The organism is Nonomuraea sp. NPDC050540, assembly GCF_044457485.1.
Classification (GTDB): Bacteria; Actinomycetota; Actinomycetes; order Streptosporangiales; family Streptosporangiaceae; genus Nonomuraea.
The window spans coordinates 1-24,201 of record NZ_JBITHA010000021.1 but is presented as its reverse complement, the minus strand read 5'-3'; the positions used below and the strand labels follow the sequence as shown (position 1 = coordinate 24,201).

Sequence of the window (24,201 nt, the reverse complement as noted above, 5' to 3'; positions counted from 1 at the left end):
TCTTCACGTAAAGCCCTGGCGGCGGCACATTCTGCCGCCGCGTGGCCGGGTAGTTGGGACCCCAAGTCGGGGACGAATTGACGGTGAGTTGGGACCTGTGGTCGGCTCGTTACTTATGTTTCTGATGGGATGATGAGAACCGTTTCCGGGGGATAGCTCTTCGATGTCGTGGCGTGTCCACACCACTACCGCGTTCCTGGCCGTCTGCGCGCTGGTCGTCGTACCGGTTCCGCCTCCGGCTTCCGCGCAGGTCAAACCGGTGATCACGCCGGTGCCCGAGGTGGTCCCGCCTCAGGACGCGGGCGGGAACGCCGTGAAGCGGCAGCCGTCCCCGGCCGTCGCGGCGGTTCCCGGACGGCCCGTGGGACCGGCGGCCCCCGAGGTGACCACACCTGCCGGGCCCGCGCTCATCGACGAGCTCAGCGCCGCCGCCGACCGGCGCCGCCATGCCGTACCGGATCTGATCCCGGACACCCGCCAGGCCGGGACGCTCACGCTGTCGCGCCCGCTCGCCTCGGTCACGAAGCTGTTCGACGGGCTCGATCCGCTCAAGGGCGTCCCGCTGCTCACCTACCGGCTGTGCGTGAAGACCGCCGAGATCGCCTGCTCGGCCACGCAGCCGCTGGTCAAGCCCGTGGTCGCCGACGTCACCGGCGACGGCGCGCCCGACCTGGCCGCGAACCTGGTGCCCACCGCCGGCGCCGAGGGCACGGTCGGGCTCGGCTTCACGACGCGGCGGCTCGGCGAGGAGCCGCTGGAGGCGACGGTCTGGGCGGAGTACGACGGCCGCGTGGCCATCGGCTTCTCCGGCGACCTCTCGCGCGCCGACCAGGGCACGTTCAGCGTCGACCTGGACGGCAAGAGCGTCAGGGCGAGCGTCAAGCGCACCGAGCCCGGCGACCGCGTCGCCACCATCGCCGGGTTGCCCGGCAAGAGCGCGGTCCGCCTCACCCAGACGCCCGCCGCCACCCGCTTCACCGCCACCGCGCGGCTCGACCGCCCGCGCCTGGAGGTGACCAGCTCGGCCCCGGCCAAGCTGGAGGCGCTGGCCGTCAGCGGCGGCCAGACCACCCAGGTGGTCCTGGACGAGCTGCGCTCCCGCACCACCGTCGAGCTCGCCAGGGGCGCCGCCACCGAGGCGCGCTTCCGCTCCGGCGCCGCCATCGGCCGCGCCGAACTGCGCACCTACGCCTACCGCGACGGCCGCCTGGCCCGCCTGGCCGAGATCGCCGTCGACCGCGTGCCGCCCACCTTCACCGCCCGCTACGGCAAGCAGCGCCTGTCCGTCGCCTCCGGCACGCCGCGGGCCCGCTCGGCGACGATCACCTACTTCGACCGCGCCGCCGACAAGACCGTGCTGAAGGCGGCGCTGCGCGGGCTGCCCGCGAGCGTCACACTCCAGCACGACCTCGCCGCCCACCGCGTCACCCACACCTCCAGCTCGGCGCTCGGCCGCTTCGAGGTCCTGCTGCAGCGCAACGAGGGCGCGATCGCCACCCCGCGCGGCGGCCACGTCACCATGATCAAGAACGGCGCCGCCGTCGGGGTGTCGGCCCTGATGAGCGGCCTGTCCGGCTTCGACGTCACCTACGGCGCCGCCCCCCGTGCCCACCTGAAGACCGGAGCGGGCGGCAACTCCTTCACCGGCGCCGCGAGCATCGACGGCACCCACCTGGCCCGCCTGGAGATCTCCAACACGCCCGCCGAGGTGGACGTCGCCCTCGACCCCGCCGCGCGGACCGCCGAATACACCGCGAAAGGCGTCATCGAGACGCTGCGGGCCGCGTACACGAACGTGAAGACCGGCCCGACCGTCGAGGGGACCGCGCGCGGCATCCGGGACCGGGTGAAGGCCACGTGGGAGCTGGGCGAACGATCGAAGGTCGAGGTCGGCACCGCCTCCAGCCTGCGCGGCATCACCCTGTACGCCAACCGGGCGCACGTCACCAAGACCCTGTCCCCGGACCAGGGCGCGAAGGGCGGAGCCGAACTGCGCGCGGCGGTCGCCGGGCTGCGCAAGCGGGTGACGCTGACGGCCGGCCCCACGTCCCTCACCTGGGACGCCGACGCCTCCGTCCGATCCGTCTCCGCGAGCGCCAGGGCCGCGGTGGGCGGACGGGACTTCCGCGCCGCCGCCGAGGTCAAGGACATGCCCGCCCGGTTCGAGGCGTCCTGGGGCCCGGACGGCTACCGCTTCGACGGCACCAGCGGCCCCGTCGGCGAGGCCGCCCTGGCGATCACCAACCACGACGGCGCGCAGGCGCCCTCGGGACCCCACCTGGCCGCCCACTACGACCAGGCCACCGGCGACCTGGACGCCAGCGTGCGGATCAAGGGACTGCGGACGGCCACGTTCGCCCCCTCGGGCGAGGGCTTCGCCGCCGAGGTGCGCGGCGCGCCCCAGACCCTGGCCCTGGACGCCGACCTGTCCGTGGCCGACCTCCGCTACGGCGCCCTGGGCACCGTGGGCCCGTTCCCCGGCCGGCTGGCGGTCTCGGCGGGCGGCGGCAAGATCACCTACGCGGGCACCCGCCTGGACGTGAAGGGCCAGGTCTGGCTCGGCAAGTCCGCCGCCCTGCGCGCCCTCCGCCCCGCCCCCGTGCTCAAGGACGGGCTCTCCCTGACCGCCGCCGGCGCCACCGGGGACGGGGCGTTCTGCGTGCCGGGCAAGGGGTGCTTCGGGGTGCGGGCGCATCTGGACCTGACCGGGCTGCCCGAGCAGGTCACCGTGGACACCGCCGCCAAGACGTTCGCCTTCTCCGGGTACCGTCCCAAGAGCCGCACCCTGCGCCTCTACCTCCACAGCACCGCCCTGGCCCAGGTCACGGCGTCGGCCACCCTGCGCGGCCTGCCGGAGCGGATCACGAAGCTGGACCTGGGCCCGTTCGAGGCGGGCAACGCGGCCTACCGGATCGAGCCCGCGGCCACGCTGGGCTCGCTCGACCTGCGGGCCGAGTCGGGTGACCTCAGGGGGAGCCTGTCGATCGATCCGGTGCCCGCGGCGGTGGCCGTACAGGGGACCTATGGGGCGCAGACCCGTGTCCGCGTGCGGAACTCCGCGGCCGTGCGGCGGCTCGCGGCCAAGGTGACGGTCAAGGGCAAGGGCAGCGGCGAGCTGCGGCTGGGCGACGTGCCGAAGTCCTTCTCCGTGGACGCCGACGCGTCGGCCGCCGGGCTCAAGGTTCCCGCGGTCACCTACAAGGCGGACGCGGGGACGCTGGACGGCTTCATCGGGGTGGAGCGCGGGCTGGCCGATCCGAGCGGGAAGCTGGGTGACGTGTCGCTGTCCGTCAAGGATCTGGCGGCGGACACGACCGTCCGGCTGAACCCGGACCAGTCGCTCGACCTGGTGTCGCGGCCGAAGCCGACCGGGCTGCTGAAGGTGCGTGCCGGGCTCACCGTCGAGGCCGTGGCGCCGCAGCGGATCGCCGTCAGCAAGGAGGTGCCGCACGCGGCCGGGTTCCTCAGCTACCACGTCGGCGGCGCCTTCGGGCTGGGGCGCAGCACGGTCGACGACCTGTCGCTGGGCGTCAGGGGCCTGTCGTGGCTGAAGATCCGGCCGGGGAAGGTCCCGTTCGGGCTCAAGGCGCCGCCCGCGCTCGGGTACGTGACGCCGGGCTTCGAGGGCCAGTACGCCCGCCTGGACCTGCGGGCCGACGGCGTCGACCTGCGCCCGGACGTACGGCTGGACGTCAGGCTGAGCCGGAAGATCGGCGAGGACCTGTTCAAGGAGAGCGTGCGCCTCGTCCCGACCGGCGACCTGGCGCTGCGCCGCTACGACCAGCGCATGCGCCGCATCGGCGCCAAGCAGCGCATCAGCACCGCCGGGGTCCAGCTGGCCTGCCTGACCCTGGACGCCAAGCCGGGCTTCGCCGCGGGCGGCGCCAACGCCATCACGCTGCGCGGCGCCGACGGCCCGCAGATGGTCTCCCTGCTCGACCCCGGCGGCCGCGCGCCCGACTACGCGGTGGACCTGCTCACCCATTTCATGTCGCCGTTCCCGGGCGCGGACTGGCAGGTGGCCGGGGTGAAAGCCGGGAAGTGTGGCTGAGGAATGCCGGTATCTGACTTACTAGAGGGGGATGTGTCGCTGAGTCGCGGGAGCTGACCGATGAGCGAGCCGCTGCGCGTGGCCGGACGGGCCGTGCACGTGCTCCTGGACAAGCAGAAGGTACGGCTGGCGCGCGAGCTCGTCTCCGGCTTCGTGGCCGAGATCCCCTTCTACCGCGAGTTACCCGCGGAAGAGCTCAGCGACGACATCTTCCGCATCACCGAGGAGAACCTGCGCCTGGTGTCCAGGCTGTTTCGCGAGCGGCGCCTGCCCAGGCCGGAGGAACTGGAGCCGTCCTGCGCCTCGGCCGCCCGCCGGGCCCAGGAAGGGGTGCCGCTGGAGGCCATCCTGGCCGCCTACCACCTCGGCGCCGGCCGCATCTGGGACCTGGTGACGACCGACGCGCGGCCGGAGGAGGTGTCCGACGCGCTGGCCGCCGGCCGGATAATGCTCGGCTACACCGAGGCGGTGACCACCGCCGTCTGCGCCGCCTACCAGCAGGAACGCGAGAGCATGGTGAGCCAGGACCAGCACGCCCGGCACGCCGCCATCACCGCGCTGCTCAGCGGCGAGACCCAGGCAGGGGCCGGCATCCGGCTGGCCGCCCGCTACCTGGTGCTGGCGGTGACGCTCGGCGCCCATCCCGACGAGCGGTTCGGCGCGGTGGCCGGGCGGCGCAAGCTGCACCGCGTGCGCGACGCCGTCCAGAAGCACGCGGCCGAGCCGGTGCTGTCATTGCTCGAACCCGCCGGCGGGCTCATCCTGGTGCCCGACCTCGACTGGTGCGCCGCGGCCGCGCTGGTCGCGGCGATGGCGCAGGCGGCCGGGGTCGAGGTGCGGGCGGCGGCCGAGGTCGCCGCGCCCGAGGGCGTGGCCGCGGCGGCGCGGCTGGCGCAGGAGGTGCTCGACGTGGTCCACCTCTTCCACCACCCGGCCGGGCTCTACCGGCTGGCCGACGTGCTGCTGGAATACCAGCTGACCCGGCCGAGCGAGGCGATGAGCGGGCTGGCCACCCTGCTCGACCCGCTCACCGACAACCCCGACCTCCTGCAGACGCTCACCGTCTACCTGGAGACCGGCCTGGACCGCAGGCGCACCGCCGAGCGGCTGCACGTGCACCCCAACACCGTCGACTACCGGCTGCGCCGGGCGGTCACCCTGACCGGTCTCGACCCGGTGGACCCGGCGCAGCTGCAGAGCATCGGGGCGGCGCTGGCCGCCCGGCGCGTCACGAACCGGCCGGGACCTCTGCCGGACTCCGCCGCCTGAGCAGGAAGCCCGCCGCGGCCGCGGTGAAGAACATGATCACCCCGTAGGTGGCCGAGGGGACGGCCATCTGCGGGATGGCCAGCAGCCCCATCGCCACCGTGATCGACAGGGTGGCGTTGTGGATGCCGATCTCCATGCAGGACGCGATCGCCTGCTCACGCCCCACCTTGAACAGGCGCGGCGCCCAGTAGCCGATCGCCAGGCTGAGCACGCTGAAGACCAGGGTGATGAGCCCGACGTCGCGGATGTAGCCGCCGATGTTGGCGCGCTCCTGCAGGACCACGCCGACGACGACCAGGAAGAGGATGATCGCCGAGGCGATCTTGACGGGCTTGTGCATGCGCTCGGCGAACGCGCTGAACCGCGCCCGCACGAGCATGCCGATCGCCACCGGCACCAGCACCAGCGCGAAGACCTGCAGGCTCTTGTCGAACTGCAGGCCCAGCGCGCCCGATTCCGCGCCGAAGTAGCCGATGGCCAGGTTCGTCACCAGCGGCATCGTGAACACCGCGAGCACCGAGTTGATGGCGGTCAGCGTCACGTTGAGCGCGACGTCGCCGCCGAACAGATGGCTGTAGAGATTGGCGGTCGTCCCGCCGGGGGAAGCGGCCAGCAGCATCATGCCCACCGCCAGCACGGGCGGCAGGTCGAACAGCAGCACCAGGCCGAGGCACAGGGCCGGGAGCAGGAGGATCTGGCACACGAGCGCGATCACGCTCGCCTTCGGATAGGCCAGCACGCGGCGGAAGTCCGCCACGGTCAGGCCGAGCCCCAGGCCGAGCATGATGATGGCCAGGGCGATGGGCAGGAAGACGCTGGCAAGGCTCATAGAAGCGGGGTCCTGACTGTACGGGTGACGATGGCCGCGAAGTTCCGCATGCCGAGGGCGTTCGGATGGAACGGCGTGGCCGCCGACGCGGGGACGTAGGGCTCGATCCAGCGGACGCTGGATGACTTGCAGGGATCGTGGCCCTCACTCGGTGTCTGGAAGTCGACGAAACCGACTCCCTGTGCCGCCGCCTGCTCCCGGAGGGCCTGGTTGAAGTAGGCGATGGTGGCGCGGATGTAGTTGGCGTCGACGGCCAGCACCGGGACCCGGGGCCAGCAGCCGTTCCTGGGGGCGTAGGTGCCGTAGCCTACGACGAAGATCCGGGCTTGGGGAGCGCGGGCGCGGATGTCGCGGATCAGCTGGTCGAGGCGGGGGCGCAGGGCGTCGGTGCCGTCGCGGAAGCGGTCGCGGCCGTTGTCCTGGTACTCGTCGTGGCAGGGGTCGCCGGGCAGCAGGCTCAGGCAGTCCTCGATGAAGCCGGTCAGGTCGAGGTCGTTGGCGCCGATCTGGACCGTGACCAGGGTGGCGTCCGGGCCGACGGCGTCGAGCTGGGGCGGCACGCTGCCCAGGTCGGTGCGCTGCGACTCGTACATGTCCTGGATATCGGCGCCGGAGCACGTGACGTCACGCAGGGAGCCGCCGAGATCGCGCGATGACAGGTGGGCGTAGTTGCGGTCGGAGCGGAAACAGCCGAGCTGGGGCAGGATCTGGTTCGGGATGAGCGGGCCGGAGGCGGCCGAGTCGCCGAGCGCCACGTACACCTCGGCGGCCGCGTGCGCGGGCGGCGCCACGGTGAGGACGAGGGCGGCGGCCGTGCACAGGGTGAGTAATCGACGGATCATCGTGCGCTCCCTAGCGTCGGAACGGACCGGTGACTTCGTAGGTGATGCCGCCCGTGCCCGCCGTCTCGCCGCTGGTGCCGCGCTGGGAGGAGAAGTACAGGCGGCTGCCGTCCGGGGAGAAGGCGGGGCCGGTGATCTCCGAGCGCGACTGGCCGTCCAGGCGCATGATCGGGGCCACGACCCGGTCGGGCGTGATGACGTTGATCTCCATGTTGCCGCCGTCCTCGGCGACGTACAGGTCTCCGGCGCTGCTGCCGGTGATGTTGTCGATGCCGTCGAGCGAGCCGCCGCCTTCGTAGACGGTGCCGAGCACGTTACGGCCGGCGTCGTAGAACCACACCTTGCGGTCGCCCTTGGCGGTGAAATAGCAGACGCCGCCCGCGTAGTGGCAGCCTTCGCCGCCGTTGAAGTGCAGGGCGTCGCTCACCTGGTGCCTGGTCTGACGCTCCAGTACGGCAGGGCCGGGATCGGGCACCCGCTTCCAGGCCGGCCCGGCGCAGAGCACGTCGAGACGGCCGCTCGACAGGTCGCCCCAGGTGTTGGGGACGAACCGGTAGAAGCAGCCGTCCGACTCGTCTTCGGTCAGGTAGATGACCCCGTGGTCGGGGTCGCAGGCGGCCGCCTCGTGCTTGAAGCGGCCCATGGCGTTGCGCGGCTGGGCGGAGCGCACGCCGTACGGGTCGGTCTCGTAGACCCTGCCGCGGAAGATCTCTTCACACGACAGCCACGTGTTCCACGGCGTGGCCCCGCCGGCGCAGTTGAGGTTGGTGCCGGACAGGATGCGGTAGGCGCGCTCCACCGACCCGTCGGCTCGGAACTTGATGGCCGAGGCGCCGCCGGCGAGCGGGATCTCGGAGTTGGAGACGTAGATCCAGCCGGTGGCGTCGGGGAAGCAGGCGCCGCCGTCGGGCGCGGGATGCCATCGGGCGCCGCCGACGGTCTGGCCGGAGCGGGCGATGATCCGGCCGGCGAACCCGGCGGGCAGCGCCATGCCGTTGGCGTCGGGCGGGCCCAGCGGGCCGTAAGGACTCAGCCCCGCGGAGGCGTGGGCGGCTTGTTGCCAGAGTGATCCGGAGAAGGCGGCGGCGGAGACGGCGAGGAGGAACGTGCGTCGCTGCATGGCACACACCATGAGGCGGGCTCGCGGATCTGTGAATTGGGTGGGGCGGCAAACCTGGGGCGGGTTTCCTGTGACCCATCACAAAGGCCCTTGACGCCGGTGAAGGCCGCCTGGTCAGTCGACGCCGGGCGCGAAGAACCCCATCGACATCTCCTTGCCCGCCGCGACCTCTTCCGGGGTGGCCGTGCCGGACGCCGTGATGGCCGTCTCCCAGGCCAGCACCGACGCGAGGGAGTAGCGCTGAGCCTCCTCGGAGTTCGCCGCCTCGACCGGGTCGTCGCTCTCCTTGACCTCCCCGGCCAGGAACAGGGCGAGGCCGAGCAGGGCGCCGTCCCAGCCGGGGCCGACGGTGAACGCGCCGGCGCCGCTCTGGGCCATGGCCAGCGGGACGGTGTGCTCCAGGACCAGGTCGGTGCGCTCGTCGCCCGCGGGGCTGAGCCGTACCTCGATGACGCTGGTGGCGTCGCCGAAGGTGACCTTGTAGCGGGCGGGCGGCTCGCACTCCAGGATCTCGCCTCCCGCGTTGCCCTCCAGCTGGAACGTTCCGCCGACGCGCAGGTCGCCGCTGATCGGCATGAGCCAGCGCTTGATGCGGTCGGGGTCGGTCAGGGCCTCCCAGACGTCGTCCACGGCGGCGTCGTAGGTGCGGCCCATGATGACGGACACGCTCTCCTCGTCGCGGGTGACGTCGCGGCGGGTGGCGTTGATGTGGGCGGCGATGTCGATCATGATTCTCTCTTCTCGTCGGTTTCTTCCGCGGTCTTGCGGCGCTCCCGCTTGCCGCGGGCGAGTTCGGTGGCCAGGGCGTCGAGGTGCTGGGCCCAGAACCTGCGAAACGGCTGCAACCACACGTCGACCTCCTGCAGGGGGGCGGCGTTGACGGCGTAGAGCCGCCGCACGCCTTCTGCCCGCACTGTCGCGAACCCCGACTCCCGCAGCACCCGCAGATGCTGGGACACGGCCGGTTGCGAGATGCCGAACTCCGCCTGGATGACGGCGGTCAGCGAGCCGGAGGTCTGCTCGCCGCCGGCGAGCAGCTCCAGGATCCGGCGCCTGACCGGGTCGCCGAGGACGTCGAATGCGTGCACGGCCCCACTATCGCAGCACCCGCTTATATTAGTCAACTCTTATATAAGCGGGTTAATTCGGTGGCGCCGCGCCCGTCCGCCGCGTACCGTCGATCACCTCCCCACCTACCACACGACCCGGACGGAACCGTGTCTCGTCGCCGTCCGATGGCTGCCCGGTCGCCGATCCACGTCGGCTCGACCGGCAGAGCCCGTGGGCTTTCGCCGCGACGGGCACTTTTGCCGTTCAGCCGGTCAGCAGCCGCCTGATCGCCTCGGGCGGCTGCACGCCGGAGACCGGCCGGGCGCCGTCGATCACCAGGGACGGCACGCCGGTGACCCCCTGGGCGGCGGCCCGGCGCTCGTCGTCGCGCACCTCCTCGGCGTAGGCGCCGCCGGGCAGGGGCACGCCGGGCAGCACCTCCTCGCGCAGCGCGTCCAGCACGCCGGGGTCGGCGACGTTCGCGCCCTCGGTGTGGTAGGCGCGCAGCAGGCGCTCCACCATCTCCTCGCCCCTGCCGTGATCCTGGCCGAGCTTCCAGAGCCGATGGGCGTCGAAGGTGCTCACCGGCCTGGCCAGGTGCAGGTTGAGCTCCAGCCCGTCGGCCGCGCCGGTCGTCCTGATCAGCTCGGCACGGGACGCGGCGCGCTCGCCCCACCACTCCCGCAACGCCTCCTCGGCCGTGGGCCCGGGAGTACGGCCCGCCCCGGGGTCGAGCTCGAAGCTACGCCACACGATCTCCGGCGGATCGGCCGGCCCCTCCAGCGCCCGGGACAGGCGGCGCTTGCCGATGTAGCACCAGGGGCAAAGGATGTCGGCGTAGATCTCAAGTTTCATGACGGCATCCTGCAACCTCAAGTGCGGTTGAGTTCAAGCCGGGCCGAGGTAGCCGGGCGGCGGCCGGTCACCGGCGGGCGTACCCGTCCGCCGCCCGGCCAGGAAGGAACGCAGCGCCTTCAGGTACGGCCCCGGCCGATCGGCGTAGACCGCGTGCCCGGCGCCCTCGACGTAGACCAGCCCGCCCGGCGGATAGTCCCGGATCGACGACCACGGCTGGAAGTCGCACGACCCCTTGACCATCAGCACCGGAACGCCGCTCGCGCCCGGCGGCTCGACGTCGCGCGGCGCCAGGCTCGCGTACCCGCCCGACCCGCCCGATCCGTGTGGCCGCGCCGCGGGCTTGACTCCGGGGCAGTGGTGGGAGGCGGCGGTCAGCGCGCGGGCGCGGTCCAGGCGGGCGTCCAGCTCGCCGTCGCCCGCGAAGGAGAGCGCGGCCCTGGGCTCCACGCGCAGCAGCGCGTGGGTGACCAGCATGCGGGCGTCGACGTCCGCCATCCGCAGCGACTCGCCGGGGGCCGGGAAGCCCAGCACGGTCGGCGCGGGACGCAGTGGGGCGGGGGAGGAGAAGACCACGCGCTCCACCCGGCCGGGGAAGGCGCCCAGATAGGCCGCTGCCAGCCGGGCGCCCTCGCCGTGGCCCACCAGCACGAGGCGCTCGGCGCCCAGCTCCTCGCGGATCGCCTCCAGGTCGGAGACGTCGCGCGGCAGGCCGTACCCGCGAGGGTCGAGCAGACGCTCCGAGCGCCCGGTGCCGAGCGCGTCGTAGACGTAGACCTCGCGCCCGCCGCCCGCCAGCCGCCCGAAGAACGCGGCGTCCCCGGCCAGGTCGCCGCGTCCCTGCAGCACGACCACCGGCGCCGCGTCCGCCTTCCCGGCCGCCACCCGCACGTACGCCAGCCGTGAGCCGGTCGGCAGCTCCCACTCCCGCTGGCCCTCCACCCGGGCGGCGGGCGGCGGCGTGCCCGGCGGCTCGGTCAGCACCTGCGCGCAGACGTGCCAGACGACCACCGCCTCCACCGCGAGCAGCGCCACCGCCCGCACCCACCGCGCCCATCTGTGCGCCGGTCGCGGCACGCACAGCAGCAGCCCGAGGTAGAACACCGAGGCGAAGACGGCCAGGCCCGTGACGCTGAACACCTGCGGCCCGGCCATCACCGTCGCCATCCCGGCCAGCGTGGCCAGGCCGAGGACCGGTGACAGCAGCAGCACGGCCAGCCCGCAGACCAGCCGTCCCGCCACGCGTAACAAGCGCCTCACACCAGCCGAAACTACCGACTCGCGGCCGCTGTGGTGGGTGGGATAGCGGTTTCCGGGGTGAATGCGGTGAAATATCGGGAAACTCTACGAGAGGTTTGGTGACCCCCCATGCCGCTGTTCGACCTGCCGCTGGAACGCCTGCGCGACTACCGCCCCGAGCGCGACGAGCCCGCCGACTTCACCGGCTTCTGGACCCGGACCCTGGAGGAGGCCCGCGCCTTCCCCGCCGATCCCGTCTACACGCCCTATGACCTCCCGCTCGCCGGGGTGGAGGTGTTCGACGTCCAGTTCTCCGGCTGGGGCGGGGACCGGATCAACGGCTGGTTCATCGTGCCGCGCGGCGCCGAGGGGCCGCTGCCGTGCGTCATGCACTACATCGGCTACAGCGGCGGGCGCGGTTTCCCCCACGACCATCTCCTGTGGCCGAACGCGGGCTACGCGGTGTTCGTCGTGGAGACCCGTGGCCAGGGCGGCGCCAGCCTCGGAAGTCCGGGCGCCACGCCCGACCCGCGCGGCGGCGCCTCCGCGCAGGCGCCCGGCATGATGACCCGTGGCATCCTCGACCCGGACGACTACTACTACCGCCGCGTCTTCACCGACGCCGTCCGCGCCGTCGACGTGGCGCTCGCCCACCCTCTCGTGGACGGCGCCCGCGTCGTGGCCTCCGGCGGCAGCCAGGGCGGCGGCATCGCGCAGGCGGTCACCGGGCTGCGCGACGACGTGGCCGGGGCCCTGATCGACGTGCCGTTCCTGACCCACTTCCGGCGCGCCCTGGAGATCACCGGCCGCGACCCGTACCAGGAGATCGTCCGCTATCTGGCCAGCCTGCGCGGCAACGCCGACCAGGTCTTCCGCACGCTCTCCTACTTCGACGGACTCAACTTCGCCGCCCGGGGGAACGCTCCGGCCCTGTACTCGGTGGCGCTCATGGACGACGTCTGCCCGCCGTCCACCGTCTTCGCCGCCTACAACCACTGGCAGGGCCCCAAGGAGATCACCGTCTGGCCCTGGAACCAGCACGAGGGCGGCGGCGGCTTCCAGCGCGAGGAGCAGGTGCGCTACCTGTCCAAGCTCTTCACGTCCTGAGGACGGGCGGGGCCCCGGCGGGCGGGGCCCCGCCCGCGGATCAGGCGGGCTTCTCCATCACGACGAAGGAGACGCCGCCCTGGTCGTCGGCGCCCGCGTCCAGGGACTTGTCCTCCAGGACACTCGCGGCCACCGGGTCGAGGTAGACGCGGGCGCCCTCGGTCTCGACCACCTCGTCCAGCGGCTCGGGCGCCGAGGCCAGCGTCAGGGTCAGCGATCCCGCGCTCTCGCCCTTCGACGAGATGCGGACGCCGCTCTGCGCCGGCTCCGGCGTGGTCGCGGTGAGATCCCGGATGGCCTGGGCTGCGGTAGGTGTCAGGGTGAGCACGACGGCTCCTCCTCGTTCTCGGCGTGCATGAGTTGCCTGCCCTTCCCGTTATCGCGCGGCCCAATCATCCTGACGAAAATTCTTTGCGGGTTGTGACTTCCGGGATCACGGCCGCTCAGCGGCCCCGTAGGAGATCAGCAACCGGGTGTCGCGCTTGTCGATCACCAGGCGGCCGGCGGGCGGCGCGGCGGCCGACGGCAGGTCCCAGGCCTCGACGCGCAGGCCGTCCGCGGCGGGGCGGCCCGCCTCCTGCCAGGCGGCGACGTGCGCGGCCAGGCCGTCGGCGAGCTCGGGCCCGCGCGGCCCGAAGCCGAGCGCGGCCAGCTCGTCGGTGAGCACCGCCAGCCCGCCGTCCACGGCCAGGCCCGAGGTCATCCTGACGCCCCCGTGGGCGACCGGCGCGGACGGCAGCAGCTTGGAGTCGCCGTAGAGCGTGCACCAGCGGGGATCGCGGATCGCCAGCCAGAGGCTCAGCCCGACGCTCACCTCGCCCATCCCGGCGCGCACGCCGGTGCTCACCTCGGCGACGGGCTCCGCCGCCAGGGTGCGCGCCACGTCGCCCACCTCGCGCGGCTGGGGCAGGAACAACGTGAGCCCGTCGGCCACCTGCCACAGCCGCTCCGGTCCCGCCGCGGCCCCGCGCATCCGCATGAACCCGGCCGGCACCACCGAGACGCTGCTCCAGTGGCCCGGCGCGCGCTCGAACGCCGCGCAGACCTGCACCCCGCGCAGGTCGAGCGGGGCGACCAGCCGCCCGTCCGGCGCGAGCTGCGCCGCCCACGCGGGCGCGAGGTCCCAGACGCCGACGGTCGCGATGATCCGGTCGTACGGCGCGCCGCCGGGGAAGCCGGCCGCCCCGTCCGCGCACTCCACGCGGACCTCGGGGAATCCGGCCCCGGCCAGGTGGTCGCGGGCCCGCCGTACCAGATCGTCGTCGATGTCGACGGTGATCACCTGGCCGCCCGGCGCGGTCAGCGACCACAGCAGGGCGGCGTTGTAGCCGGTGCCCGCGCCGATCTCCAGCACCCGGTGGCCGGGCTGCACGCCGAGCTGGTCGAGCATCGTGGCCATGATGGCGGGCTGGGAGGAGGAGCTGATCGGCAGGCCGTTCTCGTCGCGCTTGGTGACGATGGGCTCGTCGCGGTAGGCCTCACGCGGGTCCACCTCCGGCAGGAACAGGTGCCGCGGCACCGTGCGCAGGACCCCGGCCACCCGCTCGCTCATCTCCACATGCTGCAGCAACTGCCGGACCATGGCCTCCCGCGCCTGCCTCATGGCTTGATTATCACGCCTGTCGCCCCTTCTGCTAGGAATGCGCTCGTGCTTACCGGAGACCGCGTGCGCATGCGCGCCATCGAACCGTCGGATGCCGTCTTCCTGCTGCGCTGGCACACCGATCCCGAGGTGATGCGCTGGCTGGAGGACCCGTACCCGCCCTCGCTTGCCGCGCTGACCCGGCAGCTTGAGGAGCGCAAGCCCGACTCCTACGAGAGCCTCACCCTGATGATCGACGACCTGGACGGGCGGACGGTCGGCATCTGCGCGCTGCGCGGCGCCGAACCCGAGACCGGCAACGCCACCCTGGACATCTACCTGGGCGAGAAGGACACCTGGGGGCAGGGTTACGCGACCGACGCGATGCGGGTGATCTGCCGCTACGGCTTCCAGAAGATGCGCCTGCACCGGATCGGCCTGACCGTCGTCGCCGAGAACACCGCGGCCCGGCGCGTCTACGAGAAGGTGGGCTTCGTCGAGGAGGGGCGCCGGCGCGAGTCGTTCCGGCGCGACGGAAAGTGGCACGACCAGGTCGTCATGGGGCTGCTGGAGGGCGAGCTGCGCTGAGCCCGAACGCGGCGGCGTTCTGCCGGGCCCAGGTGGCGAAGGAGCGCGGCGCCCGGCCGAGCACCCGTTCGACGTCCGGGCTGACCTTCTGCTCCTCGGCCGTCGGCTCGCCGAGGATGTCCAGCGTGCCGTCGGCCACCGCCTCGGGCATGAACGCGAGCATGCGGGCCCTGGCCTCGGCGCGGGTCAGCTCGGTGAAGGCCAGCTCCTCGCCCAGCGCGTCGCCCAGGGCCGCGGCCATCTGACGGGGCGTGATCAGCTCCGGCCCGGTCAGCACGTACGTCCGGCCGTCGTGGGCCGCGTCGCGCAGCGCGGCGGCCCCCACCTCGGCGATGTCGTCCGGATGGACGACGGGCAGTGGCACGTCGGCGAACGGCGCGAAGACCTCCCGCCGCGCGCGCACCGTCTCGGCCCAGGCATAGGCGTTGGAGGCGAAGCCGCCGGGCCTGATCACCGTCCAGCCGAGGCCAAGGGCCATGGCCTGGTCCTCGAAGTGCCGCATCCGCAGGCCGTGGCCGGGCGACTCGGGCCGGGTGGCGGCCGACTGCGAGGTCAGGACCACGATCCGGTCTACGCCCGCCGCCTTGACCGCCGCCATCACCGCGGCGTCGGCCTCCGGCGCGAGCACCGGCGGCGCCAGGAGGAACGCCGCCCGCGCGCCCCGCAGCGCCGGGCCGAGCGTGGCCGGGTCGGTCAGGTCGGCGGCGACCGTGCGGACACCCTGGGGCGCGTCGGCGGCGGTGATCCGGCGGGCGACGGCGGTGACCTCCGCACCCGACTCGCGCAGCGTGCGTACCAGCGCGCGGCCGACGTTCCCGGTGGCTCCCGTGACAACGAACATGAGGTTCTCCAGTGAGTTAGTTGGCTGACTGAAAAGAACCGTAGCACAGGCTCGCCGCTATAGTGAGTCAGGTGACTGACTCGAAAGGTTCCACGCGGGTGCGGGCGGCCGGCGCCAAGCGGCAGCGGCTCATGAGCGCCGCCGCCGAGGTCGTGCACCGGCAGGGCGCCGAGCGGACCACGATCGCCGACATCGCCCGCGCCGCCGACGTCCCCGTGGGCAACGTGTACTACTACTTCAAGACCAAGGACGAACTCGTCGCCGCCGCGCTGTCGGAGCACGCCAGGCGGCTGGGCGAGCTCACCGGCCGCCTGGACGAGCTGCCCGATCCGCGGGCCCGGCTCAAAGGGCTGGTCGAGGCCTGGGTGAGCCAGCGCGAGCTCGCCGCCCGCTACGGCTGCCCCACCGGCACCCTCGCCGCCGAGCTCGACAAGCGCGCGGAGGGCGGGCTCGACGCCGAGGCGGGGCGGGTGATCCGGCTGCTGCTCGACTGGGCGGAACACCGGTTCCGCGAGCTCGGCCTGCCTGAGCCGGACGGCCTCGCCCTCACGCTCGTCGGCGCCTACCAGGGCATGTCGCTCCTGGCCAACGCCCTGCGCGAACCCGCCGTCATGGACCGCGAAGGCGCGCGACTGCTGGCCTGGCTGGACTCCCTGTAGCCCTGGAGGCCCCGCCGTACCCTGCCCTCCACGGTACGGCGGGGCGCCGGCCTCAGCTCTCGAAGGCGGGCATGATCCGGTCGTGGATCAGCCGGAGCTGGGTGTCCACGTCGGCCACGTCCGGCAGGTCGCGGCCCATGAACTGCTTGACCAGCGTCGCGTCGGTCACCGCGAGGATCATGTGGTTGACCCCGGCCGGCTCGATCTCCCGCTTGATCTTGGCCACGCACTCCTCGGGCGTCCCGGCGATGGACAGGCGCTCGCCGATCTCCGGGGTGGTGAGCTCGATGGCGCGGGCCAGGTCCCCGGCGCCGAGCGCCTCCACCACGGGCTTCATCGCGTTGGGGTTGACGCCGTTGCGCTCCAGTTGCTCGGCCGGCATCGACGAGGCGTACAGGCCGACCATGCTGCGGGCGGCCTCCTTGGCGACGGCCGAGTCGGGGCCGGTGGCGAAGACGACCCAGGCGCCGATGTCCAGCGTGGACGGGTCCTTGCCCGCCTTCGCGGCGCCGGCGCCGAACTGCTCGACCAGGTAGTCGTAGGCCTCGCGGGTGTAGCTGAGGGCGTGGTGGACGCCGTCGGACAACTCGCCCGCCGCCTGGAAGGAGCGCGGGCCGCGCATGGCGCCGAACTTGACCGGCACCCGCTCCTGCACCGGCCGGGCGAAGGTGAACAGGCCGTTGTAGGTGAAGAACTCGCCCTGGTGGGTGATGGCGCCGGTGTCGAGCAGGGTGCGGACCACGTGGGCCGCCTCCTTGACCCGCGACAGGGGCTTGGAGACGGTCCAGTCGATGCCGTACTGGGCGAGGAGCCCGAAGTTTCCGCAGCTCAGCACCACTTCGGCGCGCCCGTCGCTGAGCTCGTCGAGCGTGGCGGCGGCCTGGGCGATGAGGGACGGCTCGCGCAGCACGACCGAGGAGACGCTCGGCCCGAACCGGATGCGCGAGGTCTGCCCGGCGGCGGCGGCGAACAGCAGCCACAGATCCTTGTGCCAGGTCTCGTCGGCCGCGTAGCAGGCGTGGAAGCCCAGGTCGTCGGCGAGCTTGATCGAACGCAGGGAGTCGGTCAGCGGGTAGTCGGGGAGCATCACGTAGCTGAACTTCATGGGGAACCTGCCTTCTGGGGGATGGCGTCGCCGGCGGGGGCGGCGCCGTGCTCGTACGGCCGGGCGGCCACCAGATAGACCAGCCCGGCGGCGACGACCGCCACGCCGGACAGCAGCACGAGGTAGTCGTCGTACCAGGGCGCCCCGGGTGTGCGTGGCCAGACCATGTTGAGGATGGCCAGCGCGCCGTACACCAGGGCCGCGATGTTGACCGCGAGCCCGGCGGCGCCCAGCGTGAAGGGCCCGGACGGACGCCAGCCGCGCAGCCGCGCCCGCAGCGCGGCGAGGACGACCATCTGGAAGCCCAGGTAGATGCCGAGGACCGCGAATGAAATGATCTTCACCAGCGCGTCGGCGGAGATGACGGAGCCGAGCACCACGAGCGCGGGCACGACGGCCGCCACCAGCAGCGCGTAGGGCGGGATGTGGCGGACGGGGGAGAAGCGCTTGAAGATCCGGCTGCCGGCGATCATGTCGTCGCGGGCGTAGGAGTAGAGCAGGCGGCCGGCGGCGGCCTGAAGGCTGAGCGCGCACGACAGGAACGACAGCAGCACCACGCCGAGCACCACCCGCAGCCCGCCCTCGCCGAACGCGGCGGTGAGCACGCCGGTCACCGGGTCCGTGCTCGTGCCGCCGATCACCGCGGCGAAGTCCGGCACGGCCAGCAGCAGCGCCAGGCAGACGAAGGTGGCCGCGGCGCCGCCCACGTAGATGGTCATGCGCATGGCCTTGGGGATGCGCCGGGTGGGGTCGGGCACCTCCTCCGCGACGTCACCGCAGGCCTCGAACCCGTAGTACTGGAAGATCCCGATCAGCCCGGCGGCCAGGAAAGCCGTGAAATATCCGGACCCGCTGCCCGCCCCGAACGTGTCGAACAGCACCCCCAGCCCGTGATGGCGCTGCGTCAGCAGCAGCCAGCCGCCCACGGCCAGCGCCCCGGCCAGTTCCGCCGCGAATCCCACGATGGCCGCGACCGCCAGCGCCCGCGTCCCGGCCAGGTTGATCGCCAGCGCCACGCCGATGATCACCACCGCGCCCAGGATCGTGTTCCAGGTGCTCACCCCGACGCCGAGGAAGGCCGACAGGTACGGCCCCGCCCCGTAGGCCACGCTGGCGATCGTCACCAGGAGCGCCACGAGGTAGACCCATCCGGTCATCCAGGCCCACCGCCGCCCCCACAGCCGCCGTGCCCACGGGTAGATGCCGCCGGTCAGCGGGTACTGCGAGACGATCTCCCCGAAGACCAGCGCCACGAGGAACTGCCCGGCGCCCACGAGCACCAGGCTCCAGATCATCGGCGGCCCGCCCGCCGCCAGCGAGGTGGCGAAGAGCGTGTAGATCCCGACGACGGGGGAGAGATAGGTGAACCCGAGCGAGAAGTTCGCCCACAGGCTCATCTCCCTGCGGAACTCCGAGGTGTAGCCGAGGTCGGCCAGGCGCCGGTCATCCGTCGAGCTCATGGAGCAGCTCCTCGCCCGATACCACCGTGTGCGCGAAGTGGCGGTGCATCCAGGCCAGGTGGCCGGCCCGGGAGTGGACCAGCCGCAGGGTGTCCCAGTTGGGGAACTCCTGCTGGAGGACGTGCTCGGTCATCAGCTCCGGCGCGACCTCGTAGACGTGCTCGAACCGGGTGATCGCCACATCGGTCGCCGGTACGGCAGGCGGTGGCGACATTTCATCCGACCGGCGATATGTCATGATGGTGCTCCGTATGCCTGGTCGAGCAGGTACTTGCCCGGGTTCATGATGTTGTTGGGGTCCAGCGCCCGCTTGATCTGGAGCATCACCTCGAAACCGCCGCCGAGCTCCTGCGGCACCAGGTCCACCTCGCCCTCGCGGCACGAGCCGTGGCAGGCGCTGATCGACCCGCCGTGGGCCAGGGCCACCGCCGCCAGGTCCCGCTTGGCGCGTACCCAGGCCGCCCACGCCCGGTCGTCCAGGCGCTGCTCCCAGATGCCGATGTCGATCTCGGTCAGGTAGTCGGCGCCGGTCGCGCCGTTGGTGTAGGCGAACATGCCCCAGTCGTCGAAGACGTCGCTCTCGCGCCGCAGCCGGTCGGCGATCTCGTGCCAGGCCAGGCGGACCGAGGGGAGGTTGGTGTAGTTGATCGAGGCGTCCTCGCAGTGCCAGCTCATCGGCGCCACCTGGCCGGACTTCGTGCGGCCGTGCAGCGGGGTGGCGTAGCGGTCGTGGCGGGCCGCCCAGTCGCCCTGGGAGATCTCGTCGCCCAGGTAGCGGGCGCCGGCGTCGCGGGCGATGCGCATGAGCCGCCTGCCGCCCGCTTCCACCTCGTCGGCGTAGCCGTACAGGGCGGCGCAGACCAGGGCCTTCACCGACGACGGCTGCGGGATGTAGGCCTCGTCGTCGCGGCGCAGGTAGGCGACCTTCCACTCGTCGAACAGCACCGCTCCGGCGAACGTGGCCACCCCGGCGCGGGCCAGCAGGCCGACGCAGCGGTAGGCGTCGGCGTAGTCCGCGAAGGCCCAGAAGGGGGAGAACTCGGCCTCCGGCTTGGGGAAGAGCTTGAGCGTCGCCTCGGTGGCGATGCCGAGCGTGCCCTGATGGCCCATGAAAAGGTGTTTGAGCTGGTAGCCGCTCGACGATTTCGTGATTTTTCGGCCTATGCCATCCCCTACGTGGATGACCTGTCCGCTCGGCAGCACGTGGTCGAAGCTCAGGACCAGGTCGCGCGTGTGCCCGTAGCGGGAGCCGATGAGCGACCAGCCGCTCGTGCCGATCCGGCCGCCCACCAGTGAGCACGGGTAGGAGGCCGGGTCATCCGGATAGATCAGATCGTGGACGGCCAGCCGTTCGTTGAGCTTGAGGGCGTTGATGCCGGTGCCGACCGTGCAGGTGCGGTTGTCCAGATCAAGATCCTTGATGTGGTTGATCCGCTTCACGTCCACGAGGATGCCGCCCCGCAGTGGCACCGCCCCGTCCGTCAGCCCGGTGCCGCCGTCGCGCGGCACCACCGGGATCCGCAGGCGGCTGGCCAGCTTGAGCACCTCGGCCACCTCCTCGGTGCTGCCGGGCAGGACGACCAGGTCGGGCAGCCGCTCCGCCCAGCGGTGCACGGGGAACGGCGCCGGCACGCGAGCCCGGTTCAGCCGGTCGGCCTTCCCGGTGAGCACATGCCCGTCGCCGAGGATCTGGCGCAGCTCGCCGAGCACAGGGTCGCTGAGCGCGGTGACGGTCATGACGGCACCGCCCGCCGTACCGGAAAGAGGGTGATCACGGCGCCACCCCCAGGGAGAGCGCGAGCAGCTCGAACAGGTCCACCACGTCGATCGAGCGGGCCCTGCCCGCCTCCGACAGCGGCCGCTCCGACCACGGGCAGGCGCTCACCAGCGTGTCCACCCCCAGCTCGGCGGCCTTGTCGATGCGGCTCGCGCTGATCCGCGCGGTCAGCTCCGGCTTCTCGATCGGCAGCCCGCCGCCCGCGCCCGAGCAGTACGACCATTGGGTGACCCGGTCCACGTCGGTGAAGCTCAGCCCGGGGATCGCCCGTAGCAGCTCACGCGGCTCCCGCCAGACGCCCTTGCGCTTGTTGAGGCGGCAGGGGTCGTGGTAGGTGACGCTGCGTTCGACGGGGACGTGTGGCGTGAGCCGTCCCTCCCGGACCAGCTCCGCGAGCAGTTCCACGACCAGCACGATCTCGATGTCGTAGTCGTCGCCGAAGTACGTGGGGTAGTCCTCGGTGAAGGTGATGTAGTCGTGCGGGTCGAGCACCAGCACCCGCCGCACGCCCGAGGCCCGCCAGTCGTCGAGGTTGTGGCGGGCGAAGCGTCTGGCCTGCTCCTCGTAGCCCATCTCGGCGGCCGGTCCGCCGCAGCACCACTGCTCGTTCATCAGCCCGAACTTGTATCCGGCCAGGTTGAGCATGCGGGCCACGGCGCGCGGCACGCTCGTCCGGTGGAAGGCGGCCTCGCAGTCGACGAACAGGATCGTCTCCCCGCCGATGGCCAGCTCCAGGCCCTCGGCCCAGTCGCGCACGCGCTCCTGCCCGGCGGCCTCGGTGACGGGCTCGTGGGAGCGCTCGTCGGTCTCGGTGTTCCAGCGTCGCCAGGCGTCCTGGTGGACGTCCTGCGAGACGGCCAGCGCCCGCGCCGCCTTGACCAGGTCGACGGTCCGGGTGCGGAAGCGGTAGAAGTCGCCGGTGAACAGGGAGTTGGGGCAGCGCAGCTCGCAGGCTCCGCAGCCGGTGCAGTTGACGTAGTCCGCCGCCACGTCGGAGATCTCCAGCTCGCCCTTCTCCATCGCGACCACGTTGGCGTGGAAGGCGGTGGGGCTCCAGGACTCGTTCCGCGTGACCTGCATGACCGGGCAGACCTCGCGGCAGAACTTGTGGCCGGAGGAGAAGCAGTTGTAGGCGGCGTCACGCCACTCTTCCGCAAACCTCTTGTCGGGGAACCTCTTGTCGGCGTCGGGCACGGGGGCCTCCCAACGATTCGGGGTTGCGCTTAAAACTATGAGTTCATATTTCAAAAGGCAATATGCTGGTGCTCGTGACCCAGCTGCCGGTGTCGGCCGTCTTCGCCCCGCTCGACGACGGATCGGGCCGCGTGGAGGTCGTCGTGCGCCGCCTGGCCGAGGCCATCGCCCTCGGCCTCGTCGCCGACGGCGACCAGCTCCCCTCGGAGCTGGAGCTGGCCGGAGCGCTCAACGTCTCCACCGTCACCCTGCGCGCCGCCCTGGCCGCCCTGCGCGAGCGCGGCCTGGTCGAGACGCGGCGGGGCAGGGGCGGCGGCACGTTCGTCCGCGGCCCCGCCGATCCGTCCGCCGCCCGCCTGCGCCAGCGCCTGCGCGAGCTGAGCAGCTCCGAACTCCGCGAGATCGGCGACTACCGCGCCGCCATCGCCGGAACCGCCGCCCGCCTGGCCGCGCTGCGCGCCTCAGGGGAGAACGTCCAGCGCCTGCGCCAGGTCGTCGTCAAGCTGGAGAAGGCCACCACGATGGGCGAGCGCCGCCGCGCCGACGGCCGCTTCCACATCGAACTCGCCGCCGCCGCCCAGTCCGTCCGGCTCACCCGCGCCGAGATCGACATCCAGGCCGAGGCGGGCGAACTGCTCTGGCTCCCGTACGGCGAGGCCGTCGACCCCGCCGAGGTCGTGCACAGCCACACCGCGGTCATCGACGCCGTCGCCGCCCGCGACGCCGAGAGCGCCAGACGCCTCACCGAAGCGCACATCGACAAGGGCGTCCAGCGTCTGATGGAGTTCCATTGGCGGCTCGTCGCGACAGCGGGAGGTGACGATGGAGGATCCACGCGTTGACCGGGTGGCCGACCGGGTTCACACGATCATCGAAGACATCTTCAGCTCCCTGGAGGAGATCAGGACGGCCGCCGTCGCCTGCTACCGGCCGGAACTGTCCACCTCCGACCTGGTCGCGATCCGGCCGCAGATCTTCGGCTGCCTGCGCCGTTCACCGGACGTGCTGGCCGGAGCCGGGCTCATCCTGGCCCCCGGAGTGCTGGCCGACCGGCCGCGCTGGCTGGAGTGGTGGCAGGCGCCCGACCCGACCTTCCTCGACGTCGATCTCAACCCCGACAGCCTCGACTTCTACGACTACACCGCCGCCGAGTGGTTCGCGGTGCCCGAGCGCACCCGCCGCCGCCACGTCGTCGGCCCGTACGTCGACTACGGCGGCACCGACACCTACATGCTCACGCTCACCACGCCCGTCGAGGTCGAGCGGCGCTTCCTCGGTGTGGTCGGCGCCGACGTGCGAGCGGCCCGCTTCGAGGAACTGCTGCTCGGCGTGCTGAGCGCCTGCTCGGCCGAGGTGGCCCTGGTCAACGCGGAAGGCCGTGTCGTGGCCGCCAACTCCCCGCGCCGCCCGTCCGGGTCGCTGCTGCCGGTGACCGGCGGCGACCCTCTGCCCAGCCTGCCCTGGCGGCTGATGTCCCTGGAGACGATCACGCACGCGGGGTAGCAGAGATTACACCTGGAGGGAGATTATCGCTCCGGTACATAAAAAAATAAACGTTAGCGGTTTTCGGGTTTTACCGCCGCTGCGTACCATTGCCGTTGGAAGGGCCTCCTGCCTGCAGACGTGTGCACCGCTCGGCCGACAGGAGGCCCGACCACCGCTAGAGGGAATGGATCACCCAGACGATCCAGACGACCGCTCGGGCCGTAGACCAGGTGATCCGGCCGATGGCGAGAATGTCCTTATATCTCGACGGGCGACCGTGACGTCCCATTTTCCACCTCCCTTCAGGATAAGAGCACACTCAAGGGAGATGGTAATGCCATCTAGGCGGGTTTGAATGCCTCTCGGGTGAGGATTAATCCACCCCAATAAAGTGGCTTTCTGATGGGCGTGGTGAATGCGCTCAATTCCCGCGAGAATCGTGAAACGCGGCATATATCCACAATTCCGCCATCAGACCCCGGACGCCCGGCACCGCCTTCGAAGCCAGGGCGCGGCGGATCACCTGGCGAAGGGTCACCGAGGCGGTAGGCATGGGCAGACGCGCGTCCGCCGGGCGACGGGCCGGGCGGTTCGTGCTCAGGACCGGCGGCTAGGGCGCAACTTCCACAGGCAAGGTCTTCCACCTGGGCGCGCTTCGCGCGTAGAGGTTCCAGGCGTTCTTTCAGTCGAGCTGAAGCTCGACCCCTGAAGGTCCTCCCTCCGGTCGGGCGTCCTTTTGAGGTCCCACCCGTTGCCCGTCTGGGTGGTTGGGCAGCTGAAGCCCACCCTGGTCAGCGGTCCTCGCTTCGCTCGGGCGCCATGGCTGTGCGCGCCTACGGCGCGCGGCTTGCGCGATGCTTCCCCAGTGCTGAAGGTGTGGTTCTGGGATGCCACGCGTACACGGCACGATGGCACTTGCCGTACGGCGCTGTTGCGCTGCCAGAAGCGCTCCCTGTTGCATCAGACAACTAAGGCGTGTTTCATAAGTCGCGGAGCCATTGGTTGATGGCGGCGATGGTGACGGTGGCCTCGAAGCGGACGGCGAGTTTGTCATAGCGGGTAGCCATGCCACGGTTGTGCTTAAGCTGGTTGATGCCACATTCCACAGCGTGGCGCAGCCGGTAGAGGACGGGGTCGAAGCCCGGTGG

22 protein-coding genes are annotated in these 24,201 nt (G+C 71.9%); 7 read left to right on the top strand and 15 right to left on the bottom strand.

Translation table 11 applies throughout. The features are described 5' to 3' along the window. Positions 1-163: 163 nt before the first annotated feature. Both ACIBI5_RS45805 and ACIBI5_RS45800 read left to right on the top strand, forming a co-directional pair. Positions 164-4,051, top strand: coding sequence for a hypothetical protein (locus ACIBI5_RS45805; RefSeq protein WP_397256789.1), 3,888 nt, complete (start codon positions 164-166; stop codon positions 4,049-4,051). A gap of 60 nt (positions 4,052-4,111) precedes the next feature. Further along, positions 4,112-5,320, top strand: a complete 1,209-nt coding sequence (locus tag ACIBI5_RS45800) for a PucR family transcriptional regulator (protein ID WP_397256787.1) — start codon at positions 4,112-4,114, stop codon at positions 5,318-5,320. Here the strand turns inward: ACIBI5_RS45800 and ACIBI5_RS45795 are convergent. The 7 genes from ACIBI5_RS45795 to ACIBI5_RS45765 form a co-directional block, all read right to left on the bottom strand. Then, positions 5,280-6,149, bottom strand: coding sequence for a bile acid:sodium symporter family protein (locus tag ACIBI5_RS45795; protein WP_397256786.1), 870 nt, complete (start codon positions 6,147-6,149; stop codon positions 5,280-5,282). The two genes, ACIBI5_RS45800 and ACIBI5_RS45795, sit on opposite strands and share 41 nt — an antisense overlap. Then, complete coding sequence (locus tag ACIBI5_RS45790) at positions 6,146-6,991, bottom strand: SGNH/GDSL hydrolase family protein (protein WP_397256784.1); 846 nt, start codon at positions 6,989-6,991, stop codon at positions 6,146-6,148. The genes ACIBI5_RS45795 and ACIBI5_RS45790 overlap by 4 nt, the downstream gene beginning before the upstream one ends. 10 nt (positions 6,992-7,001) lie before the next feature. Then, the gene (locus tag ACIBI5_RS45785) at positions 7,002-8,111 is read right to left on the bottom strand and encodes an alkaline phosphatase PhoX (RefSeq protein WP_397256782.1); all 1,110 of its coding nucleotides are present in this window, start codon (positions 8,109-8,111) and stop codon (positions 7,002-7,004) included. A gap of 114 nt (positions 8,112-8,225) precedes the next feature. Then, positions 8,226-8,840, bottom strand: coding sequence for an SRPBCC family protein (locus tag ACIBI5_RS45780; RefSeq protein ID WP_397256780.1), 615 nt, complete (start codon positions 8,838-8,840; stop codon positions 8,226-8,228). Beyond that, a complete protein-coding gene (locus ACIBI5_RS45775; protein WP_397256778.1) occupies positions 8,837-9,199 on the bottom strand; it encodes an ArsR/SmtB family transcription factor in 363 nt (120 codons plus the stop codon). The genes ACIBI5_RS45780 and ACIBI5_RS45775 overlap by 4 nt, the downstream gene beginning before the upstream one ends. A gap of 226 nt (positions 9,200-9,425) precedes the next feature. Continuing rightward, positions 9,426-10,016: a DsbA family protein gene (locus tag ACIBI5_RS45770; RefSeq protein ID WP_397256776.1), complete on the bottom strand. Its 591-nt coding sequence runs from the start codon at positions 10,014-10,016 to the stop codon at positions 9,426-9,428. A 33-nt stretch (positions 10,017-10,049) separates the two neighbouring features. After that, positions 10,050-11,276, bottom strand: coding sequence for an alpha/beta fold hydrolase (locus ACIBI5_RS45765; RefSeq protein WP_397256774.1), 1,227 nt, complete (start codon positions 11,274-11,276; stop codon positions 10,050-10,052). A gap of 108 nt (positions 11,277-11,384) precedes the next feature. On the opposite strand from ACIBI5_RS45765, the gene ACIBI5_RS45760 reads away from it, so the two are divergent. Further along, positions 11,385-12,362, top strand: a complete 978-nt coding sequence (locus ACIBI5_RS45760; RefSeq protein WP_397256772.1) for an acetylxylan esterase — start codon at positions 11,385-11,387, stop codon at positions 12,360-12,362. Between the two features lie 40 nt (positions 12,363-12,402). On the opposite strand, the gene ACIBI5_RS45755 is transcribed toward ACIBI5_RS45760, so the two are convergent. Both ACIBI5_RS45755 and fxlM read right to left on the bottom strand, forming a co-directional pair. Beyond that, on the bottom strand, positions 12,403-12,690 hold the full coding sequence (locus ACIBI5_RS45755; RefSeq protein WP_184963581.1) for an iron-sulfur cluster biosynthesis family protein: 288 nt from the start codon (positions 12,688-12,690) through the stop codon (positions 12,403-12,405). A 105-nt stretch (positions 12,691-12,795) separates the two neighbouring features. Beyond that, positions 12,796-13,965 carry a methyltransferase, FxLD system gene (fxlM, locus tag ACIBI5_RS45750; RefSeq protein WP_397256770.1) on the bottom strand — a complete coding sequence of 390 codons (1,170 nt, stop codon included), beginning with the start codon at positions 13,963-13,965 and terminating at the stop codon, positions 12,796-12,798. A 45-nt stretch (positions 13,966-14,010) separates the two neighbouring features. On the opposite strand from fxlM, the gene ACIBI5_RS45745 reads away from it, so the two are divergent. Further along, positions 14,011-14,532 carry a GNAT family N-acetyltransferase gene (locus tag ACIBI5_RS45745; protein ID WP_397256768.1) on the top strand — a complete coding sequence of 174 codons (522 nt, stop codon included), beginning with the start codon at positions 14,011-14,013 and terminating at the stop codon, positions 14,530-14,532. On the opposite strand, the gene ACIBI5_RS45740 is transcribed toward ACIBI5_RS45745, so the two are convergent. After that, the gene (locus tag ACIBI5_RS45740; protein ID WP_397256766.1) at positions 14,501-15,373 is read right to left on the bottom strand and encodes an NAD(P)H-binding protein; all 873 of its coding nucleotides are present in this window, start codon (positions 15,371-15,373) and stop codon (positions 14,501-14,503) included. The two genes, ACIBI5_RS45745 and ACIBI5_RS45740, sit on opposite strands and share 32 nt — an antisense overlap. Positions 15,374-15,444: 71 nt before the next feature. Between ACIBI5_RS45740 and ACIBI5_RS45735 the strand changes: the two genes are divergently transcribed. Continuing rightward, a complete protein-coding gene (locus ACIBI5_RS45735) occupies positions 15,445-16,032 on the top strand; it encodes a TetR/AcrR family transcriptional regulator (RefSeq protein ID WP_397256764.1) in 588 nt (195 codons plus the stop codon). Between the two features lie 52 nt (positions 16,033-16,084). Here ACIBI5_RS45735 and ACIBI5_RS45730 read toward each other — a convergent pair whose 3' ends face one another. Genes ACIBI5_RS45730 through ACIBI5_RS45710 form a run of 5 tightly spaced genes read right to left on the bottom strand, consistent with a single transcriptional unit; the run spans position 16,085 to position 21,568 of the window. Beyond that, positions 16,085-17,137 (bottom strand): LLM class flavin-dependent oxidoreductase, encoded by a 1,053-nt coding sequence (locus ACIBI5_RS45730; protein WP_397256762.1) that lies wholly within the window; start codon positions 17,135-17,137, stop codon positions 16,085-16,087. Further along, entirely contained in the window at positions 17,134-18,597 is a 1,464-nt protein-coding gene (locus ACIBI5_RS45725) for an APC family permease (protein WP_397256760.1), read from the bottom strand. The genes ACIBI5_RS45730 and ACIBI5_RS45725 overlap by 4 nt, the downstream gene beginning before the upstream one ends. After that, the gene (locus ACIBI5_RS45720) at positions 18,581-18,835 is read right to left on the bottom strand and encodes a hypothetical protein (RefSeq protein ID WP_397256758.1); all 255 of its coding nucleotides are present in this window, start codon (positions 18,833-18,835) and stop codon (positions 18,581-18,583) included. Before ACIBI5_RS45720 ends, ACIBI5_RS45725 begins: the two co-directional genes overlap by 17 nt. Next, entirely contained in the window at positions 18,832-20,334 is a 1,503-nt protein-coding gene (locus tag ACIBI5_RS45715) for an FAD-binding oxidoreductase (RefSeq protein WP_397256756.1), read from the bottom strand. Before ACIBI5_RS45715 ends, ACIBI5_RS45720 begins: the two co-directional genes overlap by 4 nt. 34 nt (positions 20,335-20,368) lie before the next feature. After that, the gene (locus tag ACIBI5_RS45710; RefSeq protein ID WP_397256754.1) at positions 20,369-21,568 is read right to left on the bottom strand and encodes a (Fe-S)-binding protein; all 1,200 of its coding nucleotides are present in this window, start codon (positions 21,566-21,568) and stop codon (positions 20,369-20,371) included. Between the two features lie 74 nt (positions 21,569-21,642). On the opposite strand from ACIBI5_RS45710, the gene ACIBI5_RS45705 reads away from it, so the two are divergent. Together ACIBI5_RS45705 and ACIBI5_RS45700 are read left to right on the top strand one after the other, a co-directional pair. After that, on the top strand, positions 21,643-22,410 hold the full coding sequence (locus tag ACIBI5_RS45705; protein ID WP_397256752.1) for a FadR/GntR family transcriptional regulator: 768 nt from the start codon (positions 21,643-21,645) through the stop codon (positions 22,408-22,410). Continuing rightward, positions 22,391-23,071, top strand: a complete 681-nt coding sequence (locus ACIBI5_RS45700) for a cache domain-containing protein (RefSeq protein ID WP_397256750.1) — start codon at positions 22,391-22,393, stop codon at positions 23,069-23,071. Before ACIBI5_RS45705 ends, ACIBI5_RS45700 begins: the two co-directional genes overlap by 20 nt. Positions 23,072-24,201: the final 1,130 nt, after the last annotated feature.